The organism is Pseudoalteromonas simplex (assembly GCF_015278155.1).
Taxonomy (GTDB): domain Bacteria; phylum Pseudomonadota; class Gammaproteobacteria; order Enterobacterales; family Alteromonadaceae; genus Pseudoalteromonas; species Pseudoalteromonas simplex.
Genome location: NZ_JADILN010000005.1, coordinates 62,810 through 81,057 on the forward strand (window position 1 = coordinate 62,810; position 18,248 = coordinate 81,057).

14 protein-coding genes and 1 pseudogene are annotated in these 18,248 nt (G+C 39.7%); 12 read left to right on the forward strand and 3 right to left on the reverse strand.

What is annotated here, in order from left to right; all coding sequences use genetic code 11:
* The first annotated feature begins 13 nt into the window (after positions 1-13).
* The 5 genes and pseudogenes from IRQ78_RS11745 (at position 14) to IRQ78_RS11760 (ending at position 4,319) form a co-directional block, all read left to right on the forward strand.
* Complete coding sequence (locus IRQ78_RS11745) at positions 14-952, forward strand: LysR family transcriptional regulator (protein WP_054554698.1); 939 nt, start codon at positions 14-16, stop codon at positions 950-952.
* A gap of 185 nt (positions 953-1,137) precedes the next feature.
* Positions 1,138-1,581, forward strand: coding sequence for a ferritin-like domain-containing protein (locus tag IRQ78_RS11750; RefSeq protein ID WP_058584881.1), 444 nt, complete (start codon positions 1,138-1,140; stop codon positions 1,579-1,581).
* A gap of 285 nt (positions 1,582-1,866) precedes the next feature.
* Positions 1,867-2,105: pseudogene (locus tag IRQ78_RS20905) on the forward strand (IS91 family transposase); the annotation flags it as partial.
* A 341-nt stretch (positions 2,106-2,446) separates the two neighbouring features.
* Complete coding sequence (locus tag IRQ78_RS11755) at positions 2,447-3,556, forward strand: hypothetical protein (protein ID WP_194442303.1); 1,110 nt, start codon at positions 2,447-2,449, stop codon at positions 3,554-3,556.
* Between the two features lie 109 nt (positions 3,557-3,665).
* A complete protein-coding gene (locus IRQ78_RS11760; RefSeq protein WP_194442305.1) occupies positions 3,666-4,319 on the forward strand; it encodes a hypothetical protein in 654 nt (217 codons plus the stop codon).
* A 109-nt stretch (positions 4,320-4,428) separates the two neighbouring features.
* On the opposite strand, the gene IRQ78_RS11765 is transcribed toward IRQ78_RS11760, so the two are convergent.
* On the reverse strand, positions 4,429-5,406 hold the full coding sequence (locus IRQ78_RS11765; RefSeq protein WP_194442307.1) for a catalase family peroxidase: 978 nt from the start codon (positions 5,404-5,406) through the stop codon (positions 4,429-4,431).
* A 290-nt stretch (positions 5,407-5,696) separates the two neighbouring features.
* Between IRQ78_RS11765 and IRQ78_RS11770 the strand changes: the two genes are divergently transcribed.
* From IRQ78_RS11770 to IRQ78_RS11800, 7 genes are all read left to right on the forward strand, one after another.
* Positions 5,697-6,095 carry an ExbD/TolR family protein gene (locus IRQ78_RS11770; protein WP_055021032.1) on the forward strand — a complete coding sequence of 133 codons (399 nt, stop codon included), beginning with the start codon at positions 5,697-5,699 and terminating at the stop codon, positions 6,093-6,095.
* A gap of 139 nt (positions 6,096-6,234) precedes the next feature.
* Positions 6,235-9,048 (forward strand): TonB-dependent receptor, encoded by a 2,814-nt coding sequence (locus IRQ78_RS11775; protein ID WP_194442308.1) that lies wholly within the window; start codon positions 6,235-6,237, stop codon positions 9,046-9,048.
* Between the two features lie 48 nt (positions 9,049-9,096).
* Positions 9,097-10,401, forward strand: a complete 1,305-nt coding sequence (locus IRQ78_RS11780; protein WP_166339315.1) for a DUF5690 family protein — start codon at positions 9,097-9,099, stop codon at positions 10,399-10,401.
* Between the two features lie 20 nt (positions 10,402-10,421).
* Entirely contained in the window at positions 10,422-11,231 is an 810-nt protein-coding gene (phnX, locus tag IRQ78_RS11785) for a phosphonoacetaldehyde hydrolase (protein ID WP_166339317.1), read from the forward strand.
* Positions 11,231-12,625 carry an FAD-dependent oxidoreductase gene (locus tag IRQ78_RS11790; protein WP_194442311.1) on the forward strand — a complete coding sequence of 465 codons (1,395 nt, stop codon included), beginning with the start codon at positions 11,231-11,233 and terminating at the stop codon, positions 12,623-12,625. The genes phnX and IRQ78_RS11790 overlap by 1 nt, the downstream gene beginning before the upstream one ends.
* Before the next feature lie 12 nt (positions 12,626-12,637).
* A complete protein-coding gene (locus IRQ78_RS11795; RefSeq protein ID WP_194442313.1) occupies positions 12,638-13,198 on the forward strand; it encodes an HD domain-containing protein in 561 nt (186 codons plus the stop codon).
* A gap of 64 nt (positions 13,199-13,262) precedes the next feature.
* The gene (locus IRQ78_RS11800; protein ID WP_166339323.1) at positions 13,263-13,949 is read left to right on the forward strand and encodes a UTRA domain-containing protein; all 687 of its coding nucleotides are present in this window, start codon (positions 13,263-13,265) and stop codon (positions 13,947-13,949) included.
* 56 nt (positions 13,950-14,005) lie between these two features.
* Here IRQ78_RS11800 and phnW read toward each other — a convergent pair whose 3' ends face one another.
* A complete protein-coding gene (phnW, locus tag IRQ78_RS11805; RefSeq protein ID WP_194442314.1) occupies positions 14,006-15,100 on the reverse strand; it encodes a 2-aminoethylphosphonate--pyruvate transaminase in 1,095 nt (364 codons plus the stop codon).
* A gap of 142 nt (positions 15,101-15,242) precedes the next feature.
* Positions 15,243-18,149 (reverse strand): TonB-dependent receptor plug domain-containing protein, encoded by a 2,907-nt coding sequence (locus IRQ78_RS11810; RefSeq protein WP_375185787.1) that lies wholly within the window; start codon positions 18,147-18,149, stop codon positions 15,243-15,245.
* Positions 18,150-18,248 lie beyond the last annotated feature (99 nt).

The following is an 18,248-nucleotide window of genomic DNA, read 5'->3' on the forward strand; positions in this document are numbered from 1 at the left end:
CCAAGGACACACAATGAATATAAGTAAAATAGATTTAAACTTACTTGTTTACCTAGATACTTTACTAAGGGAATGTAATGTAACTAAAGCTGCTAACCAGCTAAGCATTACCCAACCTGCCATGAGTAATGGCCTAAAAAGACTCCGTAATTTATTCAACGACCCTATTTTAGTGCGTACCAGCGAAGGTATGGTACCGACAGAGCGCGCAAAAGAGTTGCAGCCGGTGATCCGCGGCATTTTAATGACCCTTGAAGAAACACTTGCACCAAATCGCGAATTTGAAGCATCACAAAGTAAACGTGTTTTTCGTATCATGGCCAGTGACTATGCAGCTAGCACTCTTGCCCCACGCTTATTAAGTAAATTACACGAAGAAGCGCCCGATACTACACTCGATATTTTGACCCCAAGTGATGTCACCTTCCACGATGTTGAAAACGGTAAGGTAGATATGGCTATCAACCGCTTTGAAAACTTACCGCAATCGTTTCACTATAAACAAATATGGAAAGACAGCTTTTGCTGCTTAGTAAAAGCAGATAACCCGATTATCAAAGACTTCAGCCTAGACAGCTATTTAAAAGCGCGCCACATCTGGGTAAGTAAAACAGGCTTTGGTGTAGGTGTGGGTATGGACCCTAAAGATGTGCAAAAGCTAGGTTGGGTAGATGAGGCACTCGCTCACTTTGGTAAACACCGTAATATTGCCACCTTTACCCGTAACTACCACGTAGCCATTCACTTAGCGAAAGAACAAAACTTGGTTGCAACGTTGCCTTCAAAAGCCGCAAATATTTATTTAGATGATCCGGGCCTGAAAATTCTTGAGCCGCCATTTCCTATTCCGCCATTTGAGCTCGATATGATTTGGAGCCCGCTATTACACCGTGATGCAAGCCATATTTGGTTACGCCAAAAGGTTGCAGAAGTAGCCGACGAGCTTAAGTAAGATTTTACCAACCAGATTGTAATTATTGCTGATAAGCAAAGTGTTAGCTTAGCTTATCAGCAGTCACCCTCTCATAAAAACCAGTAACCATTTGAAATACAATAACTTTATATTTAAGTGATGAACTGGAATATGCTTTGCAAGTATCTAATTGCATTGTTTTTAATATTCAAAAAGAGGTCATTATGAATACTCATCAAGGACAAGACGTTCATCATATTGCAGATATCATCCAAGTTATGAATAGCGGTATCGATTTTTATGAAAAAGCACAGGAAAAAGTAACCGACCCAAGCATTATTGCCTTATTTCAACGCATGATAGATGCGCGTAAAGTAAGTGTTGAGCGCTTACAACCTTATGCTATTAACGAAAATGGCGAGCGCGAAAATGGCTCTGACTTTGCTGTAGAAGCGCGAAAAGCTTATACATCAGTAATCACCAAACTGGGTGCCGACAAAAACGCCACCTATGTTAGCGAGCTTGAAGAAGTTGAAGATAAAACACTAGCCGAAATCAAGCACGCGCTTAAAAAGCCACAACCCCATGATTGTGAAGCCGCGTTATCAAAAACCCTGCTGACAATTCAAAGTTGTCATGCTGAAATGAGTAAAATGAAAAAGCATTAAATTGTGAGAGTGCAAAGCCCAGTTAAGCTGGGCTTTTATCTATTTAGATTTAGATAAGCGGTGTGTATCTATTCTAAGAGTTTAACTGTTAGGTGTGAACATCAATTGAAAGACAGCAACTGACTAATTCACCATCCGAAGTGAAAGCTTTACCGAAGTTCCGCTAAGTTATAATTACTGACCATCAAGCATGACTCGTTTATGCCCCAAAATGAGTTAGAAGATTTTACTTAGCAAGCTTACAGCAAAATTCACACCTTGCTGTAAATCACAAGTGTAGATACATTGCCAAAAAGGTTTATGCTCATTCGCCACTACGTTTTTTTATTAACGCACGTCGCAAGCGAAAGTTAGCGTTAATAAAAGCTCAATTAACAAACAAATGCAAACTAGTGCAGACAAAGCCAGAAACAATGTTATTGATACCGCATTGGTCTTGTCAGCATTGTAAAGCAGGTATCTTACGGTTAATTGGCATATTCAAGTTAGATGTAACAACGATTAAAGTAGACCGAACGAGTTAGCGGCTAGGTAGGTGCTTAAAATCAATTAGTTAACCTTCTTAATTGCTCAGGCTAACGGCCTCTGTGTGCGTAAAAAATAATTGCTTATTAAGGCAAGTTTAGTTTTAATGAGTACATAATAAGCGCTGAGCAATGCAGGGAAAGCTTATAAAACATTAGCTAAGCTGAATAAATTAGCTAGGAAAATCAGAACCACCAAAAAGCTAATTCCCTAGCATAAACAACACCAACTCTGACACACCGAGCAGGTAGCGGCTCAGTCCAACAAGCGATTATGCAACATTGCGTGTCGCATAAATACTAAAATATTATGTTTTTATCAACTATGGTGTATCTAACAAATGAGTAAAAAACTCCAAACTATTCTTGCGTTTACGTTCGGTGTGGTATTCGTAATATCTATTTTGGCTATAGCTCTTATCGAGCCAAACCCTTCTAGTTTTCAATATACAATTTTTCGGATAGTTATAGCCTTAGCAGCAGGAGGGGTAGTTGCGGTACTCCCAGGGTTCATCGAGCTTAAATTTGGAAACTGGTTGAGAGCTGGAGGAGCTTTGGCTGTTTTTTCTGTTGTATATTTTTTTAGTCCTGCATCACTTGAGTCCTTGAACTCTGAAATTGAGGGAAACTCAAAAGCTAATTCCCACGGTGAAATCTTAAAGCTAGATATTGATTCTAGTTTCATGCATGAGTTTAGTTATGTCCATACAGTAATGAGACCTGAAAAATCTCCTCCTAGAGTGCATCAATTAGCTACTTGGCAAAAGATATCACTGAACAACCAAAGTAATGAGCGAATCAACATTACCGAGTTAAATTTAGTGGTTAATGATAAAATTACTTCAAATGATAAACTTACTCCTCCATTTTTTGCAGATATAATTATGGATGGGAGTTCAATTAAATTTTCTCAGAAAATTAACTATCCGATACATCTAGAACCTAAAGAATTTAAGTATTTATTTGTATCCATTCCTACAGAAATCCCTCACAAACTAGGTGAAATCACTTTAAGCATTCTTCATGATAAATCTTCAAACTTAGATTCACATATTGAGATATTTCTCTTTGGCAAAGAGCCGGATATTGAGTTTGAAAAAATTATGCCCGCAACAATTAATGGTAAGGAAAACTTGTTAGTTGATGGTGATGAAGTTTCAAATAAAGTTTCATATTCAAATTTAGCCTTGTATCGGCAAGTAGGATTTTCTCAAGTAGAAGGTTACTATAAACAGAAAGGGCTTGGGAAATTTGATGATGGATTTAAGATGATGAGGACGACTTACCTATTCAATTCGCTCAACAAAATCTTAGCTACAAAAAACCACTCAATCACGAGTGAAGTATCGCCTATAAAAAGCGCCGTTTTGTCAGCAAAAACATCCATGGATCAAGTTTTTAGTTTAAAACTAATCCCATCCTCAACGCTTATTAAGTATACCAAAATTTAAAAAGGCATTTAAACGGAACAAAAACGGTTAATTAGTTTCCCCTTCGCTTTAAATTATAACCAACAATTTTAGTCCACTTAATGCGGCGGATAACAACAAGGGAGTTTGCGTGAGTAGTCAATCTTCAAGCCCAATAGAAGAACAAAAAGAAATTCAAGAACAGCACAAATTACTAATAACCAGTAACTTTGTTAACAAGTCTAAAAGATTTAAAAACCATGCTTTTATAGTGCAAGGCGAACCATTTTCATGGGGAATAACTATTAAAAACATTGATACTAAGCCAAGCCCAGAAGCAGTTGTCACACTTGCTGGTATCAAAGATTTAAATGAAAAATATTTTCAATATATGGAAGAAGATGAGAAGTATGTGAGGTCCTTAAATCCAAATGAAGAAATCTATATTGAAATAGATAGAGCAACAATTTATTTAGAGGGTATGCAGTGGTGTTATGTAGATATTGAGCCTAAAAATAATAACCATTTATTTATTACTTACCAGTACGATGCGAATCATAAAAGAATTGTCAGATATTCTGATTATGAAGATGATAATAATAAGTGGATGGATCATATGTACATCCAAAAGAAAATGGAATTACTTCAATCGAGAACAAATCAATATATACTTTTGTTAACTATGATCACTGTTTGGGAATCTGTATTTGGTATTAAAAATACATTAAAAAATATGGCATTTATATCTTCTAGTTTATTTAACTGGATTGCGGGTGGAATTGAATGGCTAGGTAAATTGTTATAACAAGCACTTTAAACGGAACAAAAACGAGTTTATCCACTGTCAGCTTCTAACTCATATAACCTGTCAGGTTTAATTCCTTTTAATCAAACCTGACAGATACACTTAAGACTTATTGACCCGTTAAACGCTTCGCAAATGAAATTGCATAGGCTGTTGAGCGTAGTTTAAGTACTTTGTCATCACTTGGCATAAAGCCTTTAGATAACAGGTTTGGGTCATAATTAGTGAGATCGCAACCTGATTCACCTGTCGATTCTATAGTGAGCTTTCCTAAATTAATTGTTTTGCGATCAGCAGGCCATTGCACTGAAGGGTCAGTTAACGCATCACCTGGCTCGGCTAACTCTGCTTGAAAACGATAATGCACCTTCCCTTTCGCTAAATCCTCTTCAAATCGCTTAGCCAGAAAAGATTTAGGGAAGGTTTTCATTTGCTCTTCAGTTAGCACCTGTTCAGGCTCTTCTGGCACCATGGTCCATCTAAAGGCATGCTTAGCGCCCTTTTCATCAACCATGTAAAAGGTATGCACACCAAAATAACGCGAAGATACATACGATGCTGGCGGGTTATGGCTTTGTAGCCAATTAAATTGCCCTAAGGTACTCGGGTTTTGCTCTCTGTATGCTTTTACTTTTGCAAAATCGATTTGCCCAATTTTTTCGTCAGGTAATAAGGTACTTAGCAAACCAAAAAACGCTTCTGGGCTGTTGCCTGCAAACACTGGTGTAGTTAGCCCTGCAATATTGTGTACATCACCATTTTCTAGCACAAATTGCACCCCCATTCCGCGTGGAGAACGTGATGTTTCATCAGCATGAGGGTTCCCCCCGCCCATAGAAAAGCGAATATTTGCTTTTGATGGCACATTAAATAAAGGGCTAATTGAATACTGCTTTGCTGCTTGATTAGGTGTAAATGTGCCAACAGCGCAAACACCTTTGGCGTGACCTTTTCTGATACCGGGCTGCTTTCCTGACAGCTTTTCAAATAAATTAATAAAATCTTGCCCGTTTACTGGTTGCTCAGCAAAACTTGCTGTTGGTAAAACAAGGCACATAGCACAAACTAAAGGCTTAATTTTTAGCATTTATCCATCCTTTAAACTTAGTTCCAACAAAAGTGACCAGACTAACCTGAAAATCATTTCATCAAAGCTAATAAATATTTTTACCTACAAAAACGCTACAAACATTTAATAAACTTAGAATATTTATTTAACCACCTTATTTTTAAAAGCTGCTAACTTTAAATTTAGGATCCTAAAAACTGCTGTGGCGCCCAGCATTTTAAAAATAATCCGTGGTATTAATCACGACTATGGCTAGTCCACTTAATCGTAAATTTTGTGGCTTGGTCAAAAACAACAAGGACCTAATTATGGTGAAACAACATAAAAAAACCACTGCAAACGCTGATGTAGATATGACTCCAATGCTCGATATTGTGTTTATCTTGCTGATATTTTTTATCGTCACAACCTCATTTGTTAAAGAGCGCGCTATTGAAGTGAATCGCCCTTTAGCAAAACCAAGCCTTGAAAACCCTAAAAAACAAGCGCAATTTACTATCACTGAAAACGACAGTATTTATTTTGCAAACCGGCTTATCACACCAGAGCAAATAATCGCTAACCTTGCGTTATTTGCCGCACAGTTTGAAATGACCAACGTGCAAGTAACAGCAAGTGAGCAAAGCAGCCACAAAACCTTAGTCACCTTGCTTGATAAAATAAAACAATATCAAGATGTGCCAATTTCTATAAGCACGTCTTTATAACTTATCTCAAAGGGTCATTTGACCCTCTTTTAATATTAAAAATAAAAAACCGTCACATCTTTGTAAAAAAGCCTCTCTATTATTGTCTGTAACAAATCTGGTCTAGTCCAGATAAATTTAAAAATAAGAGGCTCAACAGATGATTAAACGACGTACACTCAGCACAGCTGTTTTTTTGTGCAGCTACCCATTTTTATCGGCACATAGCGCTTTTGCCACTGATGCAAAAATTCAAGGCTCTATCACAGATCATAGTAATCGCTTGCCAGGTGCTTTGGTTAAAGTCGTTGGCACAAATCAATCAACGGTGACTGATTATGATGGTAAGTTTGAGCTTGCTAAATTAGATGCAGGTCGCTACCAACTTGAAGTTTCGTATATGGGTTATAGCAGCCAGATTGTTGATGTTGAGATAAACAACAATGAGGTTAAATTTCTGAATCCTATTGTGATGGATAATTCAGCTAACACCATTGAAGAAATCGTTGCTGTTGGTCAAATTCAACGTGGTGAAATGGCTGCGGCCAATAGCCAAAAGAATGCTAAAAATATTAAAAATGTTATTTCGGCTGATGGCATCGGTAAGTTGCCAGACCGTAACGCAGCTGAAGCAGTTCAACGCATCCCTGGAGTTTCTATAGAGCGCGATCAAGGCGAAGGCCGATTTGTTGCTGTTCGCGGCTTACCTGCCCAGTGGAGCTCTGCAACTATCAATGGCAACCGATTACCAACTGCAGAAGAAGAAACCACCAGCCGCGCCACTGCGTTTGACTTTTTCCCGAGTGAGCTTATTGAATTTGTAGAGGTATCAAAAGCATTAACGCCAGAGATGGAGGGAGATGCTATTGGTGGTAACGTTAACTTTATAACCAAAAAAGCACCCGATGATTTTGTATTTAATGCCAATTTAGCACTCGGTCAAAACGAACTAGCTGATGGCAATAACTACTCTGCCAACTTACTTTATGGCGATCGCATCTTAGATGACAAGTTAGGTTTTTTAATTAACGCAACGGCTTGGCAACGCGACTGGGCAACAGATAACTTTGAGCCTCGTCGAGGAAATGATGGTTTAGGTATTTATCGTTTAGAGCTAAGAGATTACACCGGAACTCGTGAAACTTACGGTTTAAATGGTTCTGTTGAATACCAGCTAGAACAAGGCAATGTTAGTGCTAGTGCCATGTACGGCACACTAATCGACGATGAAACGCATTATAAGCATCGTATGCGTTTTGATAAAGACAGAGCAGAGCTACAACATATTAGAAATGAGCTCATAACAGAAATGACGGGCTTTGAGTTTGCTGGTGAGCATTTCTTTGGCTACGACAAAACATTAAATTGGTCTTTATCTAGCTATGAAAACGAATTTAGGTATGGCAACACGCCTAACAGTGAAGATAACAGTTATTTTGTAGTTCGATTTGACCAAAAAAATGTCGGTTACGAAGGCCTTGAAGACAGAGATACAGGCAAAAACTACGCTTATAACACGATTGATGGTGGTTCAGATCCATGGGATCAAATCAGTACTCATCTACCAAGTGGTTTTTCGTTTGACCCAAGCCAAATGGGCTTATCGTGGGTCGAACTTTATAAAATTAAGGTGAATGAAAAAGATAAAATTGTTGCCGCTTTAGACTTTGAGTGGCAACTCAATAATGATCTTATTGTTAAAGTAGGCGCAAAGTATCGCGATAAAGAACGCGTTGCTAGGTTCAGCGATGAATTTTATGCATGGGATACTGTAAACTATGGCGCAGCCCCTACTCTGAGTGATTTTGCATTAGCCGACCAACCTGGGCGAAGTGACTATTTAAGCGAGCTTTCTTACGATTATCAAAGTCAGTTTTCGCAAGTTGCTAGTACTGATGACTTAGCGAATTTTTGGAATAACAATAAAGACAAGTTTGTCCTTGATAAGAGTGAATCTGCTTTAATCGAAAATGGTGGAGCACTTGGCAGAAACTTTGATGTTAATGAACAACATACATCTTTATATGGTATGGCAACATATACCATTAATGCTAATTGGGAAATGCTAACAGGTCTTCGTTTAACTCAAACAGACACCGAGGTTGACGGTTATATTTACCTTGCAGATGAAGATAAAGTCGAAAGCGTTAAAGCAAACAATGACTACTTGTCTGTGTTACCTGCATTGCATTTAACCTATCACCCTAACAGTCAAACCAATTATCGACTTGCATTAACTCGCTCTTTTGCTCGTCCTGACTTTGGCTCATTAACGCCAGGCGCAACTTACTTAGAAGCAGACAACGAATTAACTTCTGGTAACCCAAATTTAGAGCCGACTTATTCAAATAATGTCGACTTAATGGCTGAATACTTCTTTGACCGCTTAGGGTTAGTTTCTCTGGGGGTATTTTATAAAGATATTACCGATCCTATTTTTCAAAGTAGCTCTATAGGAGAGTTCGGCAATAACACTGGGGTTAATATTATTCGCCCTGAAAATGGCGATAGCGCATGGCTTGCAGGTCTCGAGGTCGCGTTCAATCGTGATTTAGGGTTTATTACACCTGAACTAAATAACTTTGGCATCATGGCTAATGCGACCTTCATGGATTCAGAAATGACAATTCCAGATCGCGCAGACAAAGTCTCCATTCCTCGCCAAGCAGATAGTCTCTACAACTTTACGGTGTATTACGATAATACGCATTTTGCAGCTCGATTAGCCGTTAACTTCAAAGGTGAATACATTGAAGAGCATGGCAGCAGCAAACAATTTGATAGCTATTATGGCGACAATACAAGCGTTGACTTTACCACGTCATATCAGCTTAACAAAAACGCATTAGTCTACCTCGAACTGAATAACTTAACCAACGAGCCTCTTAAATACTACCTAGGCGATGAAAGCCGTCCTCTACAAGTAGAGTACTACGGTGTACGCGGCATGGTTGGCATTAATTATCAGTTCTAATCAGTTTTTGAGTTGTATGCGGGGCCATTGCCCCGCAAAGGATACCTAATGTTTTCACACCCTAATTGGCTTAAACGTGCGCAAGGAACCGGTTTTGTGTTATTTGCAGCCAGTGCTGCATTTCTCACTTACTTTTCTATGTACGCATTTCGTAAGCCATTCACTGCAAATAGTTACACTGAATTCGACGATCCGAGTTGGCAGATAAGCTTTAAGATTGCACTGATTTTGGCGCAAGTTTTTGGCTATTTATGCGCTAAATTTATTGGCATAAAAGTTATTTCAGAGATGCAGCATCAGCAACGAGGTTTAACAATTATTGGCCTTATTGCCGCTGCAGAAATATCGCTGGTGTTATTTGCTATCACTCCGATTGGGTTAAATGTTATTTGGCTATTTTTTAATGGCCTCTCACTAGGCATGATTTGGGGACTTGTTTTTAGCTTTCTTGAAGGAAGAAAAACCAGTGAAATTCTAGGCGCTATTTTGAGTGTCACTTTTATATTGGCATCAGGGCTTGTTCGCAGTGTAGGCAAATGGCTTATTGATACACTAAATGTACCTGAACTTTGGATGCCTGCAGCAACAGGTGCGCTATTTTTCCCGCTGCTATTGTTTAGTGTTAAATGCTTAACCCTCATTCCAGAACCTACAACAGAGGACGAACAAGCAAGACAAAAACGCTTACCTATGGATGGCAAAGCTCGTTGGCAATTTTTTAAACAGTATTGGTTTGGTATTAGCAGCCTCATTTTAAGCTTCATGCTGTTTACTGGTTTTCGTGATTTCCGTGACAATTTTGCAGCTGAAATTTGGCAAGCTCTTGGCCATGGTGAAGAACCTGCCATTTTCGCCTACGCGGGGATCAGAATGTCATTTATTGTCCTTATCGCATTAGGCGCGATGGTTTTGGTAAAAAACAACAAAACCGCATTTTATGTCAATCACGGCTTTATTTTATTCGGTGCCGCTTTGTTATTGTCGAGTACCTTTGCTTTTGAAGCTAACTTGATATCCGCAAAAGCGTGGATGGTCTTACTTGGCTCAGGTCTCTATATCAGTTACATCCCGTATAACTGTTTTCTATTTGACCGAATGATTTCTGCCGTTGGCTCTGTCGCTAATGCTGGTTTTTTAATTTATCTTGCTGATTCTGCAGGCTATCTTGGCTCTGTCAGTATTTTACTGTACAGAACATTTGCTATGCCTGAACTCAGTTGGCTTAACTTCTTTATTAACGCTTGTTACTTAGTTGGCATTGTTGCCGCCGCTTTAGTTGCATGTTCACTGTGTTATTTCACAGTACGTTTATCCCCTATTCGAACTCATCACTCAAAACAGGTTGTGACCTGAAACAATTAAAAGAGAATCTTATGAAAAACATAGAAGCTATCATTTTAGATTGGGCTGGAACTGTCGTGGATTATGGCTCAGTTGCCCCCACTACCATTTTTGTTGAAGCATTTAAACAAGCTTATGACTTTGAGATTTCACTTGCTGAAGCGCGTATTCCAATGGGTATGGGAAAATGGGATCACATTGCCACACTTGGAAAATTGGAGTCAGTTGCTTCACGCTGGCACTCACAGTTTGGCCGAGCAATGTCAGACTCAGATATTGATCACATCTATCAAACTTTCATGCCATTGCAAAAGGCAAAAGTAGCAGACAGAGCAATGCCTATTCCTGGTGCGCTTGAAGTGATCAATCGCTTGAAACAGCAAAACATCAAAGTAGGCAGTTGTTCGGGCTACCCTCGCCAAGTTATGGAAGTGTTAGTCAGTGCCGCTGCAGACTATGGCTATCAACCGGATCATTGGATAGCAAGTGACGACCTTAAAGCCGGTTCTCGCCCTGGCCCTTGGATGGCTCTTGAAAATGTAAATGCTTTAGGCATTAAAAAAGTTGCTAACTGTATCAAAATTGATGATTCAGCCCCCGGCATCGAAGAAGGTTTGAATGCCGGCATGTGGACAATTGGCCTCGCATTAAGCGGTAATGCGGTTGGCTTAACAGAGCAAGAGTGGCAAGCTTGTAGTGCTGAACAGAAGCAACAACTGACACGCCAGGCTTACCAAAGCTTGTACTCTGCAGGTGCGCATTTCGTAGTTGACTCGCTGGCCGATATTGAAACTATTTTGATGGAAATTGATGCAAAACTAAGCCGAGGGGAGCGCCCATAATGCAGTTTCAACCTTTTTGGTTTGATAACGCAATGCAAGAGGAAGCCAATGCGCTTCCTCTTTCATTACCTACAAAGCACCATTGCGATGTATGTATCATAGGTGGTGGTTTTACAGGCCTTTGGACCGCTATCAAACTTAAGCAGCAACAAGCTAATTTAAAAGTTACCATCATTGAAAAAGGCTATTGCGGGCAAGGTGCATCAGGGCGAAATGGCGGTGCAATGTTAACTTGGTCAACTAAGCTGCCCAGTTTAAGTAAGTTAGTCGGTCTCGAAAAGGCACTGTTTTTAGTCAAAGAGTCTGAGTCAGCGGTTCATCAAATTGCAGAGTTTGTTCGTCAGAATGGTATCGACTGCGATTGTCGAATTGATGGCTGTTATTACACCGCCTCAAATGAAGCACAAAAGCACTTGTTAGCCCCCGCAATAAAAATGCTTGAGGATAACAATCTTAATGCGTGGCAACACTGTGATACTCAAGCTCTTATCAATACAGGATCAGCCGCCAATATTAGCGGTCATTATTCACCTCATGGTGGAAGTATTCAGCCGGCAAAATTAGTTCGTGGTTTAAAACAGGTCGCTGAAAGTTTAGGCGTTAAAATTATTGAACAGTGCCAGTACACAGCACATAGCGGACAATCCCCTCTAAATGTTGAAACAAACCAAGGTAATATTTGTGCTAATCATCTTGTATTTGCCGTTAATGCGTGGCTCCCTACCCTAAAGCCGCAGTTTCAACGTAATATCGTGCTGGTTTCAAGCGATATGGCAATTACTAAACCGATGCCTGAAACGCTAAAGCATTTAAGCCTCAATCATGGCGCTGCAATAATAGATTCCCGCATTTTTGTAAACTATTACCGAACCACTACTGATGGTCGATTAATGCTTGGCAAAGGCGGAAATTATTTTAGCTTCGCAAACAGAATGAGTGATAAATTTGAGCAGCCGAGTCGCTATCAAATGCTATTAAATAACTCTTTATCACACTTTTTCCCTAACCATAATTTTGAAATTGATCGAACTTGGACAGGCCCTTCTGACCGAAGTGTCACAGGCTTTCCGTTTTTTGGACATTTGAATAATCAAGCAAACGTTATCTACGCCGGGGGTTATTCTGGTAATGGCGTCGTACAGTCTTTTTTAGGGGCAAATATTCTGTGTGCTTTAATTTTAAAAAATGCACCTGTTTGGCAACACTGTGGCCTTGTAAATCAAGCATTAGACAACTTTGTAGTTGAGCCCTTTCGAACTGTCGGCGCTTACCTAATTCGTAATGCAATTCGTCGTAAAGAACGAGCAGAAGACAATAACACCCATGTAAATCCAATAGATACGTATCTTGCCAGCTTTATAGGCAGCGCAGGAAAAGTTGATATGAAATCGTAGAGCTTTTTTAAGATGACCATTACACACCAACAAACAATTACACAGATCCGTTATTTATTTGAGCAGTTTGGCTATCAACACTATGACGAAATTTGTACTCAGTATTCTCATGCAGCCCAGTGCGCTGGGCTTGCATTGCAGCAAAAATTAAGCGCTGATACTGTCGTTGCTGCATTTTTACATGATATTGGACATTTAATCGCACAGCAGCAAAATCTCACTATGACCAAGCAAGGATATGTAAATCACTGTGAGCTTGGCGCTATTTTTTTAAAAGAAAATAACTTTAATGATGCTGTCGTTTCCATGGTTTCTCAACATGTTCAAGCTAAACGCTATTTAGTCGCAAAGAATGCAGGTTATGAGCAAACACTTTCGCCTGCCAGTACACTCACCTTGCAACAACAAGGTGGCCCTTTGTCGTTACAACAAGCTAATCAATTTTCAGCCCAGCCATTTTTTGAAGAAATTTTACAATTAAGAGAACTTGACGACTGTGCAAAAGATCCAAATATGCATATTGAACCACTTTCTTTTTGGCTAGATTACTTAGATAACTATTTAATTTCATAATCAAACGTTATAAATCCCTTTATTATCAGTTAAGCTAAAGCTGTATTTAGCAAAAAGGCACCGTATGCTTTTATATCAACAAATCAGAAATTACATACATCAATTACTAAGCGAAGGGACTCTGAACACGGGTGACAAACTCCCTTCTGAGCGTTTGTTACAAGAACAATTTAACTCGACCCGTATTACAGTCCGTGAGGCACTACTTCGTTTAGAAGCTGAAGGATTGATCTATAGCCAAACGCGCCGTGGTTGGTTTGTAACACCAACAAAACTTAAGTGGAACCCTGCCACTAAAGTAAACTTTTATGAACTTGCAAAACAACAAGGCTTTGTTGCTGATACCCAAGTTATTAGCCATCAAGAAATTAGCAATCATGATTTAAAAGCAGAATTTTCTGCATCAACTTTGCACCATTTGCAACGTGCCCGCAGCCTTGATGAGCGCTTAGTGATGTTTGAAGATATTTTTTGTGATGCTGCGCGTTTTGATGGACTTGCTGAGCACAACCTAAATGGCTCGATAACACAAATAATGGCAAATCAATACGCAACAAATGTAGTTAATGAGCAGTGCGCGATTAGTGTGACTGTCCTTCCTGACGATGTAGCACAGGTATTGCAAAAAAATAGTGGCACCCCCTGTTTAAAAGTTATTCGTAAACGCTTTGATGAACTAGGCAGTTTAGTGGATTACAATGTTGAGTATTGGTTGCATAATGCTATTGAAATGACTGTAGAAGGTCACTAAGGCAATAAATGAAAAAAGGCTTTGTTAAACAAAGCCTTTACACGGGTGAACATTCTTTATAACCAATATCTGCTGTTTGATATTGCCTCAATTAAACGTGTAATATCGTTTTCGAACACATGACCAATATTGCCAATTCTGAAGCAGTCAGCATCTGACACCTTACCTGGGTAAATCACAAACCCTTGGTTTTTAAGCAACAAGTAAAACTCTTTAAAGTCATACCCATTCGCTGTTGGAGAATAAAATGAGGTGATAATCGGTGAATGTAAGCTCTCATCTAAGAGCGTTTGAAAACCTAACTCTCTCATCGCAGTGACTAAAAGTTGCTGATTGTCTTTATAACGCTTATGACGTGCTGCAATACCACCCTCTTGTTCTAATTCAATTAGAGCTTGATGAAATGCGCGTACAACATGTGTAGGAGATGTGAAACGCCATTTACCTTGATTATTCTCCATACACTGCCACTGTGCATGTAAATCAAGTGACAACGAACGTGCAACCCCCTGTGATTCTTCAATTAAGTCACGTTTGCAAATTACAAAACCAAAACCTGGAACACCTTGAATACACTTATTAGATGAGCTAATCATTACATCAATGTGCCAATCTGCTAAGTCAAACGGTACGCCACCAAAGCTGCTCATTGCGTCTAAAATATACACTTTGTTATGGCGTGATAATAGTTCGCCCACTTGCTTTGCTGGGTTTAGCATGCCGGTCGTCGTTTCGCAGTGCACCATTGCAACATGACTAATGTTTTCATCACTCAAGAGTGTTTTTTCAATGTCGTCACAGCTTGGTAGCTGCGTTTCAGTGTAATTTAAAACACAATGGTCAATACCTAAATACTGGGCAATTTCTGCCATCCGTTTACCATACGCGCCATTGTTTATTATCAATAACTTATGCTCTTTTGCGACTAAACTACCTAAAGCACTTTCTACACTCGCAGTGCCACTGCCCTGCATTAATGTGCACGTATAGTCATTGCTTTTAGTGGCTAAAGTTACAAGTTTGCTGCGAATAGCCTGTACAACACCTAAGTTATAATCGTCATCCCATGTACACCAATCCTTTAACATCGCTTGTTTTACAGTATCCGATGTTGTTAATGGGCCAGGAGTTAACAGTAAATATTCATTCATTTTTAATATCGCCTAAAATCTGGTCTAGTCCAGATATTATTAGGGATTTATGTTGATAAAAAAAGTGAAGTTTTTATGACTGCATTAAAAAAGGGCCTAACGGCCCTTTGCAAGTTAAATAATAAAGGAATCTAAAGGGAGTTTAGAACTTGTACTCTGCACCTACGTAGTAGTACGCACCGTTAAAACCAAATGGTGCTGAACGACGTGAGTAAGTGAATACACCAGGGCTTGAAACAATTGTGTTGCCGCTAGCATCAACAATCGTACCCGAGCGTGAATTACCAATGGTGTTCTTATCTGGGTAAACATCAAATAAGTTATTTGCACCAATGTTAAATGACAGGTTTTCGTTAAAGAAGTAGTTAACTTTAACATCAGTTAAGATTTCAGCACCGTATGTTTGACGGCCACCATCTTCAACTGTGTATTCGCCGTAACGGTTTAGAGATAGGTTTACAGTCCAATCTTCTAAGCGGTAAAGCGCGCTTAAGTTAATGCGGTCTTCAGGTTGCCATTCTTCGATAATTGACGTTTCTTGGGCAGAAAACACATCTTCTACCGGAATAGTTTCAAGACCACTGCCTGATGGCGTGAATAAATCAACTACATCTGTTTTAGTAAAGTTAGCAGCAAAGGTGAAATCTAGCGTACCGCCAAGACCTTCTGTGTTCCATGTGGCAACTAAATCAACACCTTCTGTTTCTGTGTCTGCACCATTTAAGAAGAACTGACCCGCACCTGCGCCTGAGCTTTCAAGTGCAGCATCTAGCGTATCTGATAAACCTTTACCTAAACGGTTTGAAATAACGATACGGTCGTCGATATCAATCGAGTAGTAATCAATAGTTAAATTGATATTGTCGGTTACGTTATACACAATACCTAAACTGCGGTTTTGTGACTTCTCTTCTTTTAGCTTAGGAATACCAATTGATTGCGCTAAAGTACTGTCGTTTCTGAACGTACCTACTTGCTCAGCCACTAAGCTACCATCATCACCTACAACAAACTGAGTACTTACGTTATTAAAGTAAAGTTGTTGCATAGAAGGTGCTCTAAAACCTGTGCTTAATGCACCACGCAAAGACACATCTTCAGTGACAGACCAGTTACCTGCTAACTTAAAGTTAACGGTATCACCAAAGCCTTTGTAGTTATCGTAACGTACCGCACCTGAAATAATTACATCATCGATAACATAGGTTTCTGCATCCATATAGAATGAGATCACATCGCGCGACTCATCAACTGATGATGCCGGATCTGAACCACCAAAACCTTGCGTACCGCTTGCAGCGTCAACACTACCAACCCCGCCATTCAAGCCAGAATAGATGCTCACACCATCAACTGTATCGTAATCACGGTATGCGTATTCGCTACCTTCAAGAATACGGAACTCATCAGTACGAAGCTCAGCACCTAGTGCTAATGAGAAGTTATCGTAATCTTTTGTGTAATCAAGATTTAAAGTTTGCAGTGATAATTCAAGGCCATATGCATACGCTGAACGCGGAATAGTGGCACGAATTTCATCAGCCGTTAAACCTTGGTCATAACGAAGGTAGTTAGCGTAAGAGCCGTTGATAGTGTCGCTTGTGGTGTAATCAATGCTGTTTTCACCGTAGGTGTACGATAAATCAATGCTTGAGTCATTATCGAACGATTTTTTATAACCAAAGTTATAAGACACGTCATCAATGACAGTATTAATTTTCGGTAAGAAACCCATAGGAATGGTTGCATCACCATCTTGTAATACAGGGTTACCATTAGCATTTGCGTTATGACGGAAAAACGCAGCTGATTCGTTTTCACGATTTGAATAAGTGATGAAGCCATATAGCTCACCACCAGCAAGCTCATAGCCAGTATTAACAGTTAGAGCAAATTGTTGTGAATCTGCATCACCAATTCTAAACGTATCACGAGGTGCTGTTAACTCACGAGGGTCGCCTGCTAAAAGCGTACCGTCATCAAGTTCAGTACAGCCGTAAAATTGACATGAGCCATGAAGGCCAGCACGGTTTGTCGGCGCACGGTCACGGTAGTTGATTGTGGTATTTAAATAACCTTCATCACCTAAAGCAAAACCTTTGTTGAAATCAACAGTTACAGTTTCGCCATCGCCCTCTGAGTACTCACCGTAATTAATAGCCGCTTTACCGCCCTCTTCAGCGTCTTTTAATACGATATTAATAACACCTGCGATGGCATCTGAACCATATTGCGCAGCAGCACCATCACGTAATACTTCAATACGTTTAATTGCAGCAGCAGGAATAGCATTCATGTCGGTACCCGCCGTACCACGACCTACTGACGTATTAATGTGAATAAGGCTCGCTTGGTGGCGGCGTTTACCATTGATAAGAACTAAGGTTTGATCTGGCCCTAAGCCACGTAATGTTGCAGGGCGAAGTGCATCAGTACCATCACTGATAGACGAGCTTGAAAAGTTAAAAGACGGTGCAATAGCCTGAAGCATACGGCCAACTTCTGTTTGACCTGTATTCTCGAGTGCTTCGGCACTTAAAATATCAACCGGAACCGGTAAATCTTCAACCGAGCGTCCTGCTACACGGCTACCGACAACGGCAATTTTTTCGATGTTTTGTTCTGCTGATTGATCTTCTGCTAACGCTTGCGTATTGGCGGCAAGCAGTAATGGCACGACTGCAGCGCTGACCCCTGATACTTTGATCATGTTATTATCTATCCTATCTACTTGTTTGAGTTTTATACTCAGCAAGCCTTGTTGATCAACAACCGCATCGAGCTCAGTGCCTTCTAGCATCGCATTCAGTGCATCAAGTTTGGTGTAAAAACCAAACACTGATTGCGCTTGATATTGCTTTGCTAATTCGAAAGAAAAAATGACTGTTTGTTCGGTTTGCTTTGCAAATTCGATTAACGCCAAATCAGCTCGTTGCGCTTTGATGTCAAATTGCAGCATTTGTTTTTCAGCCGCTATTGCTACTTGGCCTGCTGTAAGGCCATAAATAACAAAAGAGGCAGGTAACAACGGCAATTGCTTACTGCGCAATTTAAACAAACAAGTGAGGAAGAAAAATCCGCTATGTAAATTTAACTTTTTCTTAATTAATTTTTTGTGACGAGAAAGTGGCGCACAATTAACATCATT

Excerpts from the sequence above, each read along its gene's own strand:
- IRQ78_RS11790 (WP_194442311.1), top strand. The coding sequence starts at position 11,231 with ATGCAGTTTCAACCTTTTTGGTTTGATAACGCAATGCAAGAGGAAGCC.
- IRQ78_RS11800 (WP_166339323.1), top strand. The coding sequence starts at position 13,263 with ATGCTTTTATATCAACAAATCAGAAATTACATACATCAATTACTAAGC.
- IRQ78_RS11780 (WP_166339315.1), top strand. The coding sequence starts at position 9,097 with ATGTTTTCACACCCTAATTGGCTTAAACGTGCGCAAGGAACCGGTTTT.
- IRQ78_RS11775 (WP_194442308.1), top strand. The coding sequence starts at position 6,235 with ATGATTAAACGACGTACACTCAGCACAGCTGTTTTTTTGTGCAGCTAC.
- phnW (WP_194442314.1), bottom strand. The coding sequence starts at position 15,100 with ATGAATGAATATTTACTGTTAACTCCTGGCCCATTAACAACATCGGAT.
- IRQ78_RS11750 (WP_058584881.1), top strand. The coding sequence starts at position 1,138 with ATGAATACTCATCAAGGACAAGACGTTCATCATATTGCAGATATCATC.
- IRQ78_RS11770 (WP_055021032.1), top strand. The coding sequence starts at position 5,697 with ATGGTGAAACAACATAAAAAAACCACTGCAAACGCTGATGTAGATATG.
- IRQ78_RS11765 (WP_194442307.1), bottom strand. The coding sequence starts at position 5,406 with ATGCTAAAAATTAAGCCTTTAGTTTGTGCTATGTGCCTTGTTTTACCA.
- IRQ78_RS11745 (WP_054554698.1), top strand. The coding sequence starts at position 14 with ATGAATATAAGTAAAATAGATTTAAACTTACTTGTTTACCTAGATACT.
- IRQ78_RS11755 (WP_194442303.1), top strand. The coding sequence starts at position 2,447 with ATGAGTAAAAAACTCCAAACTATTCTTGCGTTTACGTTCGGTGTGGTA.
- IRQ78_RS11795 (WP_194442313.1), top strand. The coding sequence starts at position 12,638 with ATGACCATTACACACCAACAAACAATTACACAGATCCGTTATTTATTT.
- phnX (WP_166339317.1), top strand. The coding sequence starts at position 10,422 with ATGAAAAACATAGAAGCTATCATTTTAGATTGGGCTGGAACTGTCGTG.